The following is a 16,740-nucleotide window of genomic DNA, read 5'->3' as shown; positions in this document are numbered from 1 at the left end:
CAAAGAAGAATGAGGTGGCTTAAAACTTAACCGCTTTCGAGTAATTGAAACCACGCCAGGGTGTTTGCACGTAAGGGAACGAAGCCTTCAGGGTCGTATCGTTTTTCGTTACACCGGCGGTGAAACCCAATACATTGCCCAGCATCGGTGTTACCGGACTTGGGCTAACGTTCGGCGTATAGTCGTCGTACCACAGACCAATGGCTGCCAGTACTACACCACCCACGGCCTGCAACTCAATCGTTGTCACGTCATCCTCCAGCCGGCGTCCGTTGGGGAAACCATCCATGTTGGGAATGAACTGCATGTTGATGTTGGTGTAGGTCGAGTTGGTCAACCCCAGCACCGCTGCTCCCACCAGTCCCAATGAAGAGAAATTAGGGTCATTGCGGGGCGTAGCGGGAACGGCCATATTCAGCCGCAGCATGTCACCCAGGGTGGGCAGGAAGTTGTTAATGAAGGGCTTACCAGCAGCCAGGGGATTACCTGCTTTGCCCGTTGCCAGTTGGTAAGGCTTCAGGTTAGGCACACCCGTGTAGAAGATAGGCAGCAAATCAACGGCCCGTGGGCTGGCGTTATCAGGCAGTAATACACCCCCGAAAGCAGCTTCGGCCAGTGCCGTACCATCCAGGGCGGCATTGCCTTTCAGACCAAACAGGCCAGGCTTGCCATTACGGAAGTCAAACGAACCCAGCGACTTCGATTGAATACGCAGGGCTTTCAGCGAGGGGACCGCACCGCCAAACTGGGAATCGTCCATGTACAGGGCGAGTTCAGGGTTGGTGAAATACTTGGCGAACTGAAGGTCATTGCCATTATAAGGCGTCACTGCGTTCCAGCGGTCTTTCATACCGATTGGGATAACAGCTTCGTTGGTCAGGGGCATGCCCAGACGGGATACCTGTACCCACTCACCGTCGAACCCTACGTCGCCCCCGTTGTATAGGGTCGTGATTTTTTGCCGACTAGCCGAAGCCCATACCCCGATTACGAAATCACCATCCAGAATGTTAGCTGCCTGTCCAACGGATTTTCCGTCTTTCTGCAGCATGTTAACCGGAATCTTCAGGGCAATGGTGTGCACGTTGTACCGGGCCAGTCCATCTTTCGGCTTGTTTACGCTATTGCCTTCGGGACGGAAGTTACCTACGTCGAAAGCGCCCGCCAGATCAACAAAGAAAGGATCATCGGCAGGACCACAGAAAACCTTCTCGCCCGACGTTGCCGTGGCGATGGCCTCTGCAATGAGCATGTCATACGATTTGCCCAGTCCCAGACCCGGTGTATCGATAGACCGTGGCCCGATGTTGTAGGCTGGTACGATACCGTTTTGAACGATTGCCGTGAAGGGACCACCATTTACGCTTTTCTCACAGACGTAGCTCGTCTTTAAGTTTTGCTTGCCCAGCCGGATGTTGAAAAATGTGCTCGGGTCTTCGTTTGTTTTGGTAAATGTGAACCGATACGTGATATCGTCTCCCCCCGTAGTGGCTTTGTTTTTGATGTGAATCTCGTACCGGATCCGCTCACCAAAATTGTAGTAGTTTGGGCCGCCTTCGGGCGACTCAAATGGGATGTAGTTAGCAAGAATCGTAATGGTGTTCGGATCGTCCGGGCTTTTGAACGCGTATACATCGGTGTTGTCGGCCAGCGGATCGTTGGAGATCAGCGGGGCTTCGCGGTGGCTGGAGGCATAACTGCCAAATGCCAGTCCCAGCATAGCGAAACTAAGACATACTATCCTCAGTCTGCCTAATAGTAAAGGAAATTTTTGCATATCAAATTTAAATTAAACGTGAAAAAATTGTACCCAAATAAACGTAAAAGAATTAACTGCACTGACAATGAATAAGTTATTGCTGCATGAAGAATTTAATATTGCGGATATAGTAAAAGCACCTGAATGTGACTATTTGATGAGCAGAGATAGCTTTTTGTGACCCATTTATCCCCATAATAGACACCAGACACTGCGAAATTTTCAGATGAATTGTTGCGGATCTACTTTCAGGGCCAGAATTGGTTGTTGAAAAGTAACCGTATATACTCTCAGGCCCAGAAAATAGATTTAGTGATTTTGCGGAATGAACTTTTTATTCTGAATTCGTTCGGATACCGCTACACGTCGCCTGTCTGAAAGGCATATTTCGGGAGTGGGTCCGGATGACGCAGCACAGGGAGTTCGCCCGGAAAACCAGATCGGTGAAGCGTTAGCGAAGGCAGTCAGTAATCTGCTGCTTCGTTAGAGGAGTTCATGCACAGAATGGGCAACGGTAGGGAATCCCTCTCCCGGAAAATTATCGGCAGGAATATATAGGCCCGGTTGAGCGGGTGAAGGTGCAGAGGCAACGTAAAAGCAAAGGGGCTACGGGGTTGTACTGTTTTGGTGAATTTAGCGGGGTAACCGGATGATAAACTCGGTGCCTTCTCCTTCCGTACTTTCCACCATCATCTCGCCCCCGTGCCCTTTGGTAACAATATCGTAGCTTAGTGATAGACCCAGACCCGTGCCCTCGCCCGTTGGTTTGGTGGTGAAGAAAGGCTGGAAGATTTTTTGCTTCAGCGAATCGGGAATGCCCGTGCCATTATCACTAATACGGATTTCGACACGGTCATCCAGCCTTTTCGTCGTGATGCTTACAAAGGGCTGGTACCCTGTTTTATCCGTTTTTTGTCGTTGCTGAACGGCATAAAACCCGTTGTTAATCAGGTTTAACAGCACCCGGCTCATGTCCTGCTGAATTAAGTTTACCTCACCTATAGTCGGATCTAAATTCATTTTCAGTTCGCAGTTAAATCGACCCGTCGACCCGTGCTTTTCCTGCGCCCGAAAACCATGGTACGCCAGACGAAAATACTCGTCGCAGAGGGCGTTAAGGTTCGTGGGTTCTTTTGTACCCGTACTTTTTCGGGAATGCTCCAGCATCCCTTTAACAATGGAGGATGCCCGATGTCCGTGGTGGGTAATTTTCTGAAGATTCTGTTTCAAATCACCCAATAGTTCGGTTTCCAGTGCTTCATCCCGGTCGGGTCTCTGCTGTTCTTCTTCAATTTCAGTAACCAGTTCCGTACTCACTTCGGAGAAGTTATTAACGAAGTTGAGCGGGTTCTGAATTTCGTGGGCAATACCCGCCATCAGCTCGCCCAGGCTGGCCAGTTTTTCCCGCTGAATAAGCTGATTCTGCGTTTCATGCAGGTCGGCCAGCGATTGCTCCAACTCAGCGGTTCGGTCGGCAACCTGCTGTTCGAGCCGCTCGTTCTGGCTGGCCAGCAGTTGTTGTTTTTCCTGTTCCTGCCGCAGCGTTTGAGCCGACAATTGTTCGACTTCGTCGTACTTCTGGCGCAGCGACTGGTAGGTTCGGGCGTAATCGCGTACGAGCGAAAGCGACAGGCCCAACGGAACACTGAACATGGCCACCAACACCAGGATTTTTAAGGGGATTTCAATCCATTCCAGCACGTCGTAATTCAGGGAGAAAACGCTCAATGAGATACCCACCGCTACCCCTAACAGTAGCATGGCGAATAGCGCGTACAGCGTTATCTTCAACGAATTCCAGGGTAGCCGGGCATCGGCATCGGGATTTCGGCGTTTTGCCAGCCAGCTGACGCGAACGTATTCGACCATCATCAGACAGGCGGGGACCCAGTACAAATCATGTGGCAGAGGGCCAATTCCAATACTGTACAGCATGGCCACGATTGACAGTCCGGCCAGGCTCCAAAATGTCCAGCCGGGGCGTTGGCCTACGTAGGTATTGACCGAAAGCAGTAATAAAACGGTGCCTATACTAATGCCCGCCCGGCTCAAAGCCCCACACAGCGAATCGAGCGTCAGAGTGCCGGTGCTGTCATTGGTTTCGTTGAACAGGAATCCCACCGAAAAAGTCAGCATGGTAGCCGCCAGAACCCGGTTCACCCGCTGGGCCGGATTAGCCCGGTAAAACAGCCAATGCAATAGTCCCAATAACCCGAATAATCCGGTTATCAGATACCCCATACCACTCGACGTCCGCTGCCGGTCAATCAATCGGGGCATTGCCTTCTGCATCAAGCCAAACTCAGTCTGGAAAGGCGCCTTGTCGACGACTGCACTGAGCTGTGGGTCGGCCCGGAAGGCGTAGCGTACGGCCAGTGTGTGCCAATTACTATCTGCTATACGGATCGGCACCAGCGTTGTTATACGCTGCGAACCACCTGAGTCATACCCATCGGGCTTCAGCACAGCGATTCGTCGACCGTCCAGATACACTTCCGACCGGCCAAACTGCTGGATAGTAATAGCAGCATCCTGGTTCCGTAAATCCCTGAACCTGAATCTCTTTATAAACCAACCCCGGCCTTTTTTCCACAGGTCCAGATTCTCATTAAGGTCTGTTTCGGGATTAATTGTGGTCCAGAGACGAGCATCGTAACGCGGGTTATTCCAGCCTGTACTATCGCCCGCTCTGAAGTGCCAGGCGTTATCCGTCAGGGCATAATTAGTGGCTAAGGAATCCCCGACCTGAGCCGTTACATTCAGTGTACTGAAGAGCAGCAACAAACCAACAAACTGGTGAAAAAAACGCATCATGTACACAGGTATTACCTGGTTTATTGGTTACCTAACGGGCGCCGGTGGACTCAGATACCGGGCCAGGAATTTATAAATTTCCTCCCGCGAATCGCGGGCTAATTTAGTATCGAGCCGGTTGAAGCTGTGCCCACCGGGGGCATCCTGATAAATTTTGTACTCGAACTTTTTCTCGTGGGCTTTCAGGGCATTAATCAGCGATTCGACTTCCAGCACGTTCACGTCCTCATCATTCGTGTTCGTATGGATGAGCAGGGGCGTTTTCAGTTTCTGTGCATTCCAGACCGGCGACCGTCGGCGGTATTCTGCTACGTTGTCAGAAGGATCTTTTCCAATGTGCGTAGCCGCCGAAAAGATGGTTCGGTAGCTCTGCGGTTTGTAGCCCAGCCGCGCAATAATGTCGGACACGGGCACACCGGCATAGGCCACTTTGTAGTCTTCGGGGTGATCGAACACGTTCATCAGCGAAATCATGCCCCCGTGACTCCAGCCAATAATGCCCACCCGACTGGCATCTACCTGCGGCATATTCTCGACCGCCCAGCGCTTGCCGGCCAGCACATCGTCATTTTCGTAGTCGCCGTAGTCAATCTGGTTGTAGAAAGCCCCGCCGTAGCCCACGCTGCCCCGGTATTCGGGCGCAAAAATGAGGTATCCCTGGTCCAGCAATTCCCGCACAACATGGGCATACAACGTACTGAAATCACCGTGGATACCGTCGTGAACGAAAACAAGCAGGGGCAGCTTTTTAGCCGACGCAAACTTCTTCGACACAAACGTGTAGGCTGGAATCACTACCGGATTATTGGCCCCCTGCCCAGTGGGGTTCTTGATGACGTGGGGCGGCTTACTGTCATACCGAACCTTATCGATAATGGCTACATCGCCCAGTTTCTGGTACCAGAGCAAATCGTCAACACTTTTGGCCAGACTCTGATCGGCAAAGCGGAGGTTTTCCTCCAGCAGTCGAACACGTTCATTCAAATCAATGGGTGGGGTGGATGTCGTTGGACTGGCGGGAGGGGTTTGGGCAAATAGTGTACCGGAAATAAAGAAAAATAGGAACGTAGCAAGATACAGCTTGTACATAAGTTAGTTGATTGAGTGATTGGCTCGCTGCGTGAACAACGCAGCGATGGAAATTACAACTTTTCTCCTTTGGTCAACACACTTTTTATCCTCAGCACGGGAAAATGACTTTTTCAATGACCAGCGCGGTGGACAAGTGATGTTATTCCTTACGTTAACTGAGAACGTAGTGAAGGTAGTGAAGGTAGTAGACGAATAATGCCTGACGGTGGTGGCGTAATCATCGTACGATTTACCAAAGATGGTAAGTATAGTGTATTTCCCTTGAGTGAATCAGCTAGCTAGTACAGCTAATTAGCGCATTCGGCCCGTTCGTCAAAATTGATGAACGGGCCGAATGCGCTACAGCCTTTTTCTAAATACTTCTTACAGAAACGACCGGATTTTCTCCGCCGTTTGCGCCAGTTCTTCGGGCGTTGGCTTCAGCTTATGGCTGAAATCCATGTCGGCCATCGAATTGAGTGGAATCAGGTGGATGTGCGCGTGGGGTACTTCCAGCCCCACTACGGCCATGCCGATGCGCTGGCAGGGAATGGCTTTTTCGATGGCGGGGGCTATCTTTTTGGCAAACGCCATCAGGCCCAGATACAGGTCATCGTCCAGGTCGAAGAGATAATCGACTTCTTTTTTCGGGATTACCAGCGTATGACCGGTGGCCGTGGGCATCACGTCCAGAAAAGCCAGATAGTCGTCGGTTTCGGCGATTTTGTGGGCGGGTATGTCACCGGCCACAATGCGGGAGAAGATGGAAGGCATAGTTAATGGATAATGTACAATGGATAATGTACGATGTAAAAGAAGCGTGGGTACTCATTATTCATTTTACATCGTACATTATCCATTCATTCAATTACCGGCTTATGTCAAGTACGTCGAATTCAAGAACCCCGGCGGGTACCTTAATCTCAGCGGTGTCGCCTACATGTTTGCCCAGCAAACCCTTGCCGATGGGGGAGTTCACCGAGATGCGGCCCGATTTTAGGTCGGCTTCTTCTTCCGACACCAGCATGTAGGTCATCTGAGCACCGTTCTTCCTGTTCTTGATCGTTACTTTCGACAGCACCGATACCTGTGAGGCATCAATCGTTGATTCGTCCAGAATCCGGGCTGTAGACAGAACCTCTTCCAGCTTCGATATCTTCAGTTCATGAAGCCCCTGTGCATCTTTAGCCGCATCGTATTCGGCATTTTCGCTTAAGTCGCCTTTGTCGCGGGCTTCGGCAATCTGGTGGGCAATTGCCGTCCGGCCTTTCGTTTTCAACTCATTCAACTCCGCTTTTAGCCGGTTGAGTCCTTCTTCGGTGTAATATGAAATCTTTCCCATAATCGTATGCTTACTCGTTATTCTAAATTCTTACTAGTATTGGTGTAGGGCTAAAAAACAAAAAGAACGGTACACCGACCGTTCTGCAACCAAATTGGTTTTCTTTGCAGACGCGTCAGGGATACCATTGACTTCCCGAAGCGAGCGGTTTTGGTGTACAGAAAAAAGATTGTTGCATTAGGTACGCTGATTACTGATTAACAATAGCAGGATGTGCTGCCTGTAACAGCAGCGCATCGTGGATACAAAAATAGATATACTTCCCGGCTATATCAATACAAAGTCGGCTGGCCGGGTAAAAACTGATTAAACGATTCATGTCAACTCCACTTCGCATCATATTCATGGGTACGCCCGATTTTGCCGTTGCCAGTTTGCAGCGGTTGCTGGGTGCAGGCTGCCAGGTCGTGGCCGTCGTAACCGCTCCTGACCGGCCATCCGGTCGGGGATTACAGCTCACCCCATCATCGGTAAAAAAAGCGGCCGAAGCCGCTAATTTACCCGTGTTGCAACCTGAAAAACTGCGCGATCCGGCTTTCCTGGAACATCTGGCCAGCTTCCGGGCCGATTTACAGGTGGTGGTTGCGTTTCGGATGCTGCCCGAAGTGGTATGGTCGATGCCTACCATTGGCACCTTCAATCTGCACGGGTCATTACTACCGCAGTACCGGGGAGCCGCGCCCATCAACTGGGCCATTATCAACGGCGAAACCGAAACGGGGGTCACTACTTTTTTTATCGAAAAAGAGATTGATACGGGTCAGATGATTTTCCAGGATACCGAACCCATCTACCCTGACGATACCGCCGGAATGCTCCATGACCGCCTGATGGAACGGGGAGCCAACCTAGTAGTAAAAACGGTACAGGCCATCGAAGCGGGTGATTATCCCCGCACACCCCAGCCCACTGCGGAGGAAATGAAACCCGCACCGAAACTCAGCCGCGAAACCACCGAGATCAACTGGAATCAGCCTGCCCTTACTATCCGTAATTTCGTACGGGGCCTGTCGCCTTACCCAACCGCCTGGACGCTGATGAACGGAAAGGTGTTCAAGATTTACGAAGTCTCAATCGCTAATTTCTCTCCTTTTGCCGCCGAACCTGGCTGGTCGGCCATCGCCGACACGCACACCGACAACAAAAAAACAATTCTGGTCCGGGCTGCGGATGGCTGGCTGCAACTCGATTCACTTCAGGCCGAGGGTAAACGACGCATGAGCACTGAGGAGTTTTTGCGGGGGAATAAGCTTTAGAGAGGTATGAAACAATTCCTGAGCATTCTGCTACTGGCCACAATTACCTGCACCGTTGCTACGGCGCAACCCACAGAAACCTACGCCGAGAAACTGGGCTTCCCGAAAGGTAAAAAAGTAATCATTCTGCACGTCGATGATGTGGGGATGAGCTATGAATCGAATGCGGGCATGATGAACGCGCTGGACAAAGGCATTGCCAATTCGGCCAGCGTCATGATGCCCTGCGGTTGGGTACCCCAGTTTTTCGACTACCTCAAAAAAAAGCCGGATACCGATGCGGGCATTCACCTCGCTCTTACGTCCGAATGGGATAACTACCGCTGGGGTCCACTAGTAGGCTGCAAAAACGCACCGGGCCTATGCGACAGTCAGGGGGCCTTGTGGCATTCAGTGGCGCAGGTGGTCGAACACGCATCGGCTGATGAAGTAGAAGCCGAAATCCGGGCGCAGCTGGCGCGATACCGGGCCTTTGGCATGGAACCCACGCACCTCGATTCGCACATGGGTACGCTCTTCGACCCGAAATTTATCATGCGGTATGCGAAGGTAGGCATGGACCAGCACATCCCGATTCTGTTTCCGGGCGGACATGCCACGCTGATTTTCAAAGCCAGCAGTGTACCGGCTCCGATGCGGCAACTGGCGCATCAGGTGGGTCAGCAACTGTGGGAGTCCGGACTACCCGTTTTTGATGACATCGATGGCACCAGTTACGGCTGGAACCTCCCCGCCGGAATGCCCGTGACCGATGCGAATTTACAGCAATACAAAACCAGGAAGTACATCGAACTCCTCAACTCGGCAAAGCCGGGCCTGACCTACATCATCATGCACTGCACAGCCTCCACGCCCACCTTCGATCAGATCAGTACCTCCGGTCAGTCGCGCAAAGGGGATATGCTCGCCATGATGGATCCCGCCCTGAAGGCGTTTATCGAAAAAGAGGGAATTATCGTTACAAACTGGAAGGAGTTGCTGGAACGACGCAAAAAGGCTAGGTAAGTGGCTGGCCTTATAGGCTCATTAGTAACCTGGCCAGTGCCCGAACCAGTTGATTTGGTGGATCGAACTGGTAGCTGAGCAGGTGCTTACTGACAAAGGTTATTTTTCGCTAAAGATTCACGGCTGACTGTTGCCTTCGCCAAAGGCTTCGACCTCGAACTGGACGACCTTTCTTTCTCACTGTTTTCTCAACGAAAACGTGTTCCGCGACAGGGCAGTGCCATGGCAAGTTTGATCAGATAGGTACTGCCTTCGATCGTTCACCCATTACCTCTTTTATTCTTTCGCTTTTTATGAAACTGAACCCCGCTTTCCGCGCCGACCACGTCGGCAGTTTACTACGCCCTGATGCCGTTCGGGAAAACCGGCTTCGCTGGAAGAAAGGCGAAATCTCCGCCGAAGAACTTCGTGCCGTTGAGGATGCTGCCATTGCCGATACCGTCAAAAAAGTGGAGTCGCTGGGGATGAAATCCATCACCGATGGCGAATTTCGCCGGGATTATTTTCACCTCGATTTCCTGAAGCAACTGGATGGCGTCACCGTAACGGGCGGCATCGGGGCCAACCCAAACGCTAAAGTTGCCGACGATGGATTTACCCCGCCCCAGCTATCCGTAACGGGTAAACTCCGCCACGCCCGCGACATTCAGGTGGCCGATTATGCGTATCTCGAATCGGTCACCACCCAAACCCCGAAGGTGAGTATTCCGTCGCCCACGATGGTGCATTTCCGGGGTGGCCGCAAATCCATCGACATTGAGGCTTACCCGGACATGGATGAATTTTTTCATGATTTAGCCGCAGTCTATCGACAGGAAATAGACCATCTGTACAAAGCTGGTTTGCGTTACCTGCAACTGGACGATACGAATCTGGCCTATCTCTGCGACCCCAAAATGAGGGCGGCTGCCGTGGAGCGGGGCGAAGACCCGAATGAGTTGCCCAAAACGTACGCTGCGCTGATTAATTCGGTCATCGACGGTCGGCCCGACGACCTTACTGTGGGAATTCACCTCTGCCGGGGCAATTACCGGAGCACGTGGTTTGCCGAAGGAGGCTACGAACCCGTGGCCGAAGTCTTGTTCAGTTCCATCAATGTGGATGCCTATTTCCTGGAATACGACGACGAACGGTCGGGTGATTTTGCTCCGCTGCGCTTTGTGCCGGATAACAAAATGGTGATTCTGGGCATCGTATCGTCTAAAGTGCCGACGCTGGAGAAGCAGGCCGACCTGATTACGCGCATTGAAGAGGCCGCGCAGTACATGCCGCTGGCCAACATGGGCGTTAGTCCGCAGTGTGGTTTCTCGAGCACGCACCACGGCAACGCCATGACGATGGATGACCAGTGGCGCAAGCTCGAACTCGTGGTCGACACCGCCCGAATCGTATGGGGTGATTGAGTACTAATTCACCCGCTCGATGATGACTGCGTAGCCCATACCTACGCCGACGCACATGGTAGCCAGCGCATACCGCTTTTGCTGTTGCTGCAGTTCGAGCATAGCTGTTTGAATCAACCGCGTGCCCGACATGCCCAGGGGGTGGCCCAATGCAATAGCCCCGCCGTTCGGATTAAGGCGCGGGTCGTTGTCGGCCAGTCCTAGTGCCCGGGTGCAGGCCAGCGACTGGGCGGCAAAGGCTTCGTTGAGTTCGATAACGTCCATCTCATCCAGCCGTAATCCCGCTTTTTTCAGGGCTTTCTGCGTGGCCGAAACCGGGCCGATGCCCATGATGCGCGGCTCCACACCTACCACCGCCGAGGTAATAATCCGGGCTTTCGGCGTTAGCTGATACCGGTTGGCGGCATCCTGCGTAGCAATCAGCATGGCTGCGGCCCCGTCATTCAGGCCGGCCGCGTTCCCCGCCGTCACGCTCCCGTTCTTTTTGAAAGCTGGTTTCAGAGTGGCCAATACATCCAGACTCGTATTTGGTTTTACAAACTCATCCTGCTCAAACAGCGTTGGTGGCCCTTTGCGGGCCGCAATCTCAACCGGCATGATTTCCATCGCCAGTCGGCCCGACTGCCGGGCGCGCGCGGCTTTCTGCTGGGAATTGTAGGCGAACAGATCCTGGTCTTCACGACTGATGTGGAAAAGGTCGACCAGATTTTCGGCGGTTACGCCCATCGCGTCGGTCCCGTACATCTCCTGCATTTTGGGGTTGATGAACCGCCAGCCAAAACTGGAATCGAAGAGTTGCGCGTCGTTGCCAAAGGGTTTCGATGATTTGGACATTACCCACGGTCCACGGGTCATATGCTCCATGCCCCCGGTAATGAACACGTCGCCGTCGCCCGCCCGGATAGCCCGGTTGGCATGAACCACCGCCGACATCCCCGACGAGCACAGCCGATTGACGGTTTCGCCGGGAACGGTGTACGGTAGTCCAGCCAGCAACAGTGCCATGCGGGCTACGTTGCGGTTATCCTCCCCTGCCTGATTGTGGCATCCCAGAATGACATCCTCAATCACATCGGGTGGCAACGTGGGGTTTCGGCTGAGTAACTCCTTCAGTGGCATAGCCGCGAGGTCATCGGCCCGAACGGTCGACAGGCTCCCGCCAAAACTCCCGATTGGGGTACGGATGGCGTCAATTATATAGGCTTCAGTCATAGGATGAACGAGCGAAAGAGTGAAAACCAGTCGGCGGTTTTTTCACTCTTTCACTCTTTTGCTTGTTTTAAAGTTTGCAATTGTTTTGGCTTTTACGCCGTCGAGCGTGGCACCAGGCATTAGTTCCAGCAGGGTTAGTTTGCCATCCGGATAGGCAAATACGGCTAAATCGGTAATAATCAGGCTCACCACGCCCATTGCCGTGAGTGGCAGCGTGCATTGCGGCACTAGCTTGGACGACCCGTCGGGGTTGGTATGCGTCATGGTGATGATGAGTCGTTTGGCTCCTCTGGCCAGGTCCATTGCCCCGCCCACGCCCAGCAGGGGTTTACCCGGTACGGCCCAGTTGGCCAGATTAGCGGCTTCGTCCACTTCCAGTCCGCCCATGATTGCGACATCAATGTGCCCACCCCGAATCATGGCGAAGGAATCGGCGCTGTCGAAATAGCTGCTTCCTTTTAAGGCCGTCACGGGAATTTTCCCGGCGTTCACCGGGTAATTCATGGCCCCTCCACCATCGGCAGGGACGGGTCCCACGCCCAGCATCCCGTTTTCGGTGTGCAGCAAAATGCCGTGTTCGTCCGTAATCAGGTCGGCCACCAGGGTTGGAATACCGATGCCCAGATTGACCACGTCGCCTTTTTTGAGTTCGGCCAGTGCCCGCCGGGCCATGTTCATTCGGGATTCGTCCACCTTTTTGGACGACGATACTGAAGCCGAACTGCCTAAATCAGCCAGCGTCAGGGTTGCCTGTACCAGATAGTCGACAAAGCAGCCGGGCGTGTGTACCTCTTCCGGCGCTATCTGCCCAACGGGAACAATTTCCTCCACTTCAACGATAACGGTATCGGCGGCCGTTGCCATCGCCTTGTTGAAGTTATTTTCGGTCATGCGGTAGTGTAGATTCCCCGCCGTATCGGCCCGCCAGGCCCGGATAAAGGCGACGTTAGCCCGGATACTTTTGACGAAAACCTGCTCTACCCCGTCGATAATTTTTGTTTCGCGACCGTCGGCCAGTGGCGTCCCCGCCGAGGTGGGCGTGTAAAATCCGCCGATACCCGCTCCCCCTGCCCGGATGGCTTCGGCCAGCGTTCCCTGGGGTAATAGTTCGTACGCCACCTCACCACTCTGGGCGGCTTTGACCGCATCATGATTGGAGGTGAAAAACGACCCAATCATCCGGCGTATCTGCCCGTTCTGCAGTAAACGCCCGCCCCCCATGCCCACTTCGCCTACATTGTTACCAACGAACGTGAGGTTTCCCGTGCCGGTTTCTGCCAGTGCGTGCATCAGGTGAACCGGGTTGCCTGTCATCCCAAATCCGCCCTGTAGGAGTGTGTCGCCGTCTTTTACCAGCGCGGCTGCCTGCTCCAGCGTTAGTATGGGTACTGTTTTCATGCGTGAAGAGTTGATTGCCAGAGCTTACTACCCGTTGCCTCTGACGCCCTTTTGGCCGCGAGACCCACGTAGTTTTCGGCTATAACCGTTGAGGCTGCCTGACTATTGACTAATTGATTGAATCGGGATGCCTGCAAATGAGCATCGAAGGTTGATTTATTGGGATCACGGTGCAGCATTTCAGTCATGAAGTTCGAGAACTCCTGCACCCGCCACACCCGACGCATGCAACCCGCGGTGTAGGCATCCAGCTCCGACGAAATGCCGACCTCATACCAGCGCATGAGGGCATCGAACAAATGACCCGTATCGGCAATGGCCATGTTTAGCCCTTTGGCACCCGTTGGGGGGACAATATGGGCCGAATCACCCGCCAGAAACAACCGCCCGAATTGCATGGGCTCGCTCACGAAGCTGCGCATGGGCGTGATGGTTTTCTCCAGAATCGGGCCTTCCGCTAAAGTCCATCCGGTAGCCCCCAGCCGAATCTGGAGTTCGGCCCAAATGCGTTCGTCGGGCCAGTCGTCCAGCGTGTCGGTTACGTCGCATTGCACGTAGAGCCGCGAAATTTCGGGCGAACGCATGCTGTGCAGAGCAAATCCCCGGTCGTGATAAGCGTAGATCAACTCGTCGGTGGAGGGCGGGACTTTAGCCAGAATGCCCAGCCAGCAGTAGGGGTAAACTTTATCGTAGGTGGTAGTCAGGTGCGCTGGGATAGCCTGCCGGGCAATGCCGTGAAAGCCATCGCAGCCCGCTATAAAATCGCAGGTGAGGGTATGGTTACCGCCCTGATGCGTGTAATGGATGGCCGGTGCGTACCCGTCCAACCCGTCGATGGACGTGGCTTTGGCTTCAAACAAAATAGACTGGTCGTCCTCATCCAGCCGCAGATGTATCAGGTCTTTTACTACTTCCGTCTGGGCATAAATCGTCACACGGGAGCCGCCGGTCAGGTGCGCCAGGTCGATGCGGTGCCGGTGTCCATTGTAGCTTAGTATAACGCCATCGTGAACAAGCCCTTCGCGGTCGAGCCGGTCGGTGGCACCCGCCTGCCGGAGCCGGTCGACGGTGTTTTGTTCGAGTAACCCCGCCCGTTGCCGGCTTTCGACCCGCTGGCGGGGTCTATTTTCCAGCACCACCGAGTTGATGCCCTGCGTATGTAGCAGTTGCGCGAGCAGCAACCCCGACGGCCCGGCTCCGATGATGCCTACCTGCGTGTGATGGTTCATTTTTCCGGATTGTTAAGGACTTCGCTGGCCGCGTGAAAAGCTGCGTTGGCGGCTGGTAAGCCACAGTATAGAGCCGAGTGCATAATTACCTCTTTTATCTCGTCCATTGTAACGCCATTGTTAAGGGCGGCACGAACGTGCATCTTGAACTCGGTTTCGCGGTTCAGCGCAATGAGCATTCCCAGCGTAATCAGGCTTCGCGCATGGCGGGATAGACCTGGCCGGGTCCAGATTTCACCCCAGGCGTAGCGGGTAATGAAGTCCTGAAAATCAGTAGTAAAGTCTGTTGTGCCCGCATTGGCCCGGTCAACGTGGGCATCGCCCAGCACGGCACGGCGCGCGGCCATACCGGCTTCGTACGTAGGCTGATTGGGGGAGAGTTCTGGTTCGGCTAAAAACGTGTTCAGGGTACGGGCGAAAGCATCGGCTGATTCAACCGCCGACAGGTGGGCAGCTGGTAACTCAACCAGTTGGGCATCGGGGATAGCCTGTTGCATGAATTGCCCATCGGTTACGGTGGTTACCGGGTCGTGCGTTCCGGCAATGATGAGCGTGGGTGCCTTGATTTGGTGCAAATCTTCCCGGAAATCGGCGTTGCGGATGGCCATGCAGCAGGCCGCGTATCCCTGGTCGTCTGTTTCCCGGAACCGGTTTACCCAATGGTCGCGTACTGCCGGGTGCTGCTCCCGAAATTCGGGGGTCAGCCAGCGGTCGAGGGCGGCATTAGCAACGTCCGACAAGCCATACCGGCGTACCGTGTCAATGCGTTCGTTCCAGCTGACATTGGTGCCAATTTTAGCGGCTGTGTTGCTCAGAATAAGCTTATCGATGCGTTCGGGGTGGTGAATGGCCAACCATTGGCCGATTAACCCTCCCATCGATAAACCACAAAAATGCACTTTCGGAATGGCTAGTTCGTTCAGCAGGGCGATTACATCCTCGCCCAGATCGGCTATGGTAACGGGGGGGGGCAAAGCCGGGGTTTGCCCGTGACCCCTTGTATCATACCGCAGTACCCGGAGCGAAGGAGTTAACTCGTTCACAACGGCATCCCACATGGTCAGGTCGGCACCCAGCGAATTGGAAAATAGCACCACCATGCCCTCTTCAGGGCCGTCGAGCTGGTAATGCATCCGGTTGCCATTGATTTTTTTTTCAGGCATAAGTCAGTCAGGTACGTTGCTGTTTTGCTTCATTCGTTCCGTATCAACCTCAAGGGTACGGATTAATTCGTTGGCATGGTACAGGTTAGCCGCGGTCAGTCGAATCAGGTCGCGCATAACGGGCCACTCACTGTGCCAGGCACCAGCGGCCCGTTCGTGCGGCTGTATCATAGCGGCCAGCATACTGGCCACCAGGGCAGGGGTGTGGTGCGCAATGGCCACCATAAACGTGCTGCTGACCGGATTGCGTTTGTGCGGCATGGACGACGAACCGCCTTTACCATCGGCGGCACCCTCCCGCACTTCGCCCACTTCGGTTTGCATGAGCAGGATAATGTCATTCCCCAGCTTCCCCAGCGACCCGTTCAGGATGCCGAGCGTTGCGGCTATATTGGCCAGCCGGTCGCGTTGGGTATGCCAGGCGTGGGGTGTATTGCCTAATCCCAGTAGTTCGGCCATCCGCGCCCGAATAGCTTCCGCATGGTCGCCGAGTGAAACGCTGTTGCCCACGGGACCACCCAACTGAATCACGATGTCTTTTTCAACTACCTGGTCTACTCGTTCAGCCGCCCGTAGTAATCCGTCCAGCCAGCCCTTTACTTTATCGCCAAAGGTGATGGGCAAGGCCTGCTGGAGCAGTGTTCTCCCCATCATGGGTGTATCGCGGTGCGTTTGAGCCAGTTGTGTAAGTTGCGTATTGAGCTGATTCAAGTCGGTCTGACATTGGGCCAATCCCTGTTTCAACTGCATCATCAGCACCGTGTCGATAACATCCTGACTGGTAGCTCCCTGATGAACATATCGAACGGCTTCAACATCTTTCTGATGTACCCGCTCTTTCAGCATCGAAACGAACGGTATTGCTGGATTACCCGCCAGCAACGTCTGCTGGCGGATGGATTCTGTATCCCAGTTGGTTTGCCGACAAACATCGGTGATAGTTGCTGCCGCTTCTGCTGGAATTGCCCCAGCCGCAGCCTGCGCTGTGACCAGTGCCGACTCGAACGCCAGCATAAGCCGTAGCTCCGTTTCGTCCGAGAAAATAGTCTCCATCGGCGGGGTGGTAAAAATAAGGTCAGCAAGCATCG

13 protein-coding genes are annotated in these 16,740 nt (G+C 53.7%); 3 read left to right on the top strand and 10 right to left on the bottom strand.

The window, feature by feature from the left end; translation table 11 throughout:
• Positions 1-19: 19 nt before the first annotated feature.
• From B157_RS0112395 to greA, 5 genes are all read right to left on the bottom strand, one after another.
• Positions 20-1,720 carry a DUF4331 domain-containing protein gene (locus B157_RS0112395; RefSeq protein ID WP_020603647.1) on the bottom strand — a complete coding sequence of 567 codons (1,701 nt, stop codon included), beginning with the start codon at positions 1,718-1,720 and terminating at the stop codon, positions 20-22.
• A gap of 672 nt (positions 1,721-2,392) precedes the next feature.
• Positions 2,393-4,573: a sensor histidine kinase gene (locus B157_RS35170; protein WP_041952061.1), complete on the bottom strand. Its 2,181-nt coding sequence runs from the start codon at positions 4,571-4,573 to the stop codon at positions 2,393-2,395.
• A 27-nt stretch (positions 4,574-4,600) separates the two neighbouring features.
• Positions 4,601-5,662 carry an alpha/beta hydrolase family protein gene (locus B157_RS0112385; protein ID WP_020603645.1) on the bottom strand — a complete coding sequence of 354 codons (1,062 nt, stop codon included), beginning with the start codon at positions 5,660-5,662 and terminating at the stop codon, positions 4,601-4,603.
• 366 nt (positions 5,663-6,028) lie between these two features.
• Positions 6,029-6,418, bottom strand: coding sequence for an HIT family protein (locus B157_RS0112380; RefSeq protein WP_020603644.1), 390 nt, complete (start codon positions 6,416-6,418; stop codon positions 6,029-6,031).
• 94 nt (positions 6,419-6,512) lie between these two features.
• A complete protein-coding gene (gene greA, locus B157_RS0112375; RefSeq protein ID WP_020603643.1) occupies positions 6,513-6,986 on the bottom strand; it encodes a transcription elongation factor GreA in 474 nt (157 codons plus the stop codon).
• A 317-nt stretch (positions 6,987-7,303) separates the two neighbouring features.
• Here greA and fmt point away from each other — a divergent pair, with 317 nt between their 5' ends.
• From fmt to B157_RS0112355, 3 genes are all read left to right on the top strand, one after another.
• Positions 7,304-8,242 carry a methionyl-tRNA formyltransferase gene (gene fmt / locus B157_RS0112365; protein WP_211224988.1) on the top strand — a complete coding sequence of 313 codons (939 nt, stop codon included), beginning with the start codon at positions 7,304-7,306 and terminating at the stop codon, positions 8,240-8,242.
• A 6-nt stretch (positions 8,243-8,248) separates the two neighbouring features.
• Positions 8,249-9,247 (top strand): polysaccharide deacetylase family protein, encoded by a 999-nt coding sequence (locus B157_RS0112360; RefSeq protein WP_020603640.1) that lies wholly within the window; start codon positions 8,249-8,251, stop codon positions 9,245-9,247.
• Between the two features lie 293 nt (positions 9,248-9,540).
• On the top strand, positions 9,541-10,650 hold the full coding sequence (locus B157_RS0112355; protein WP_020603639.1) for a 5-methyltetrahydropteroyltriglutamate--homocysteine S-methyltransferase: 1,110 nt from the start codon (positions 9,541-9,543) through the stop codon (positions 10,648-10,650).
• A 3-nt stretch (positions 10,651-10,653) separates the two neighbouring features.
• Here B157_RS0112355 and pcaF read toward each other — a convergent pair whose 3' ends face one another.
• The 5 genes from pcaF to pcaB are packed head-to-tail and all read right to left on the bottom strand — an operon-like array spanning position 10,654 to position 16,738.
• Entirely contained in the window at positions 10,654-11,862 is a 1,209-nt protein-coding gene (gene pcaF, locus B157_RS0112350; protein WP_020603638.1) for a 3-oxoadipyl-CoA thiolase, read from the bottom strand.
• Positions 11,863-11,904: 42 nt separating this feature from the next.
• Positions 11,905-13,260, bottom strand: coding sequence for a 3-oxoacid CoA-transferase (locus B157_RS37440; RefSeq protein WP_020603637.1), 1,356 nt, complete (start codon positions 13,258-13,260; stop codon positions 11,905-11,907).
• Positions 13,257-14,489, bottom strand: coding sequence for a 4-hydroxybenzoate 3-monooxygenase (locus tag B157_RS0112340; protein WP_020603636.1), 1,233 nt, complete (start codon positions 14,487-14,489; stop codon positions 13,257-13,259). The genes B157_RS37440 and B157_RS0112340 overlap by 4 nt, the downstream gene beginning before the upstream one ends.
• Entirely contained in the window at positions 14,486-15,652 is a 1,167-nt protein-coding gene (gene pcaDC / locus B157_RS0112335; protein WP_020603635.1) for a bifunctional 3-oxoadipate enol-lactonase/4-carboxymuconolactone decarboxylase PcaDC, read from the bottom strand. The genes B157_RS0112340 and pcaDC overlap by 4 nt, the downstream gene beginning before the upstream one ends.
• A gap of 3 nt (positions 15,653-15,655) precedes the next feature.
• Positions 15,656-16,738: a 3-carboxy-cis,cis-muconate cycloisomerase gene (gene pcaB, locus B157_RS35165; RefSeq protein ID WP_020603634.1), complete on the bottom strand. Its 1,083-nt coding sequence runs from the start codon at positions 16,736-16,738 to the stop codon at positions 15,656-15,658.
• Positions 16,739-16,740 lie beyond the last annotated feature (2 nt).

It is taken from the genome of Spirosoma spitsbergense DSM 19989 (assembly GCF_000374085.1).
Classification (GTDB): domain Bacteria; phylum Bacteroidota; class Bacteroidia; order Cytophagales; family Spirosomataceae; genus Spirosoma; species Spirosoma spitsbergense.
This window is presented reverse-complemented; position numbering and strand designations above follow the sequence as displayed.

Coding starts and splice junctions, on each gene's coding strand:
- fmt (WP_211224988.1), top strand. CDS start 7,304: ATGTCAACTCCACTTCGCATCATATTCATGGGTACGCCCGATTTTGCC.
- B157_RS0112395 (WP_020603647.1), bottom strand. CDS start 1,720: ATGCTGGGACTGGCATTTGGCAGTTATGCCTCCAGCCACCGCGAAGCC.
- B157_RS37440 (WP_020603637.1), bottom strand. CDS start 13,260: ATGAAAACAGTACCCATACTAACGCTGGAGCAGGCAGCCGCGCTGGTA.
- greA (WP_020603643.1), bottom strand. CDS start 6,986: ATGGGAAAGATTTCATATTACACCGAAGAAGGACTCAACCGGCTAAAA.
- pcaDC (WP_020603635.1), bottom strand. CDS start 15,652: ATGCCTGAAAAAAAAATCAATGGCAACCGGATGCATTACCAGCTCGAC.
- pcaF (WP_020603638.1), bottom strand. CDS start 11,862: ATGACTGAAGCCTATATAATTGACGCCATCCGTACCCCAATCGGGAGT.
- B157_RS0112360 (WP_020603640.1), top strand. CDS start 8,249: ATGAAACAATTCCTGAGCATTCTGCTACTGGCCACAATTACCTGCACC.
- pcaB (WP_020603634.1), bottom strand. CDS start 16,738: ATGCTTGCTGACCTTATTTTTACCACCCCGCCGATGGAGACTATTTTC.
- B157_RS0112385 (WP_020603645.1), bottom strand. CDS start 5,662: ATGTACAAGCTGTATCTTGCTACGTTCCTATTTTTCTTTATTTCCGGT.
- B157_RS0112380 (WP_020603644.1), bottom strand. CDS start 6,418: ATGCCTTCCATCTTCTCCCGCATTGTGGCCGGTGACATACCCGCCCAC.
- B157_RS0112340 (WP_020603636.1), bottom strand. CDS start 14,489: ATGAACCATCACACGCAGGTAGGCATCATCGGAGCCGGGCCGTCGGGG.
- B157_RS0112355 (WP_020603639.1), top strand. CDS start 9,541: ATGAAACTGAACCCCGCTTTCCGCGCCGACCACGTCGGCAGTTTACTA.
- B157_RS35170 (WP_041952061.1), bottom strand. CDS start 4,573: ATGATGCGTTTTTTTCACCAGTTTGTTGGTTTGTTGCTGCTCTTCAGT.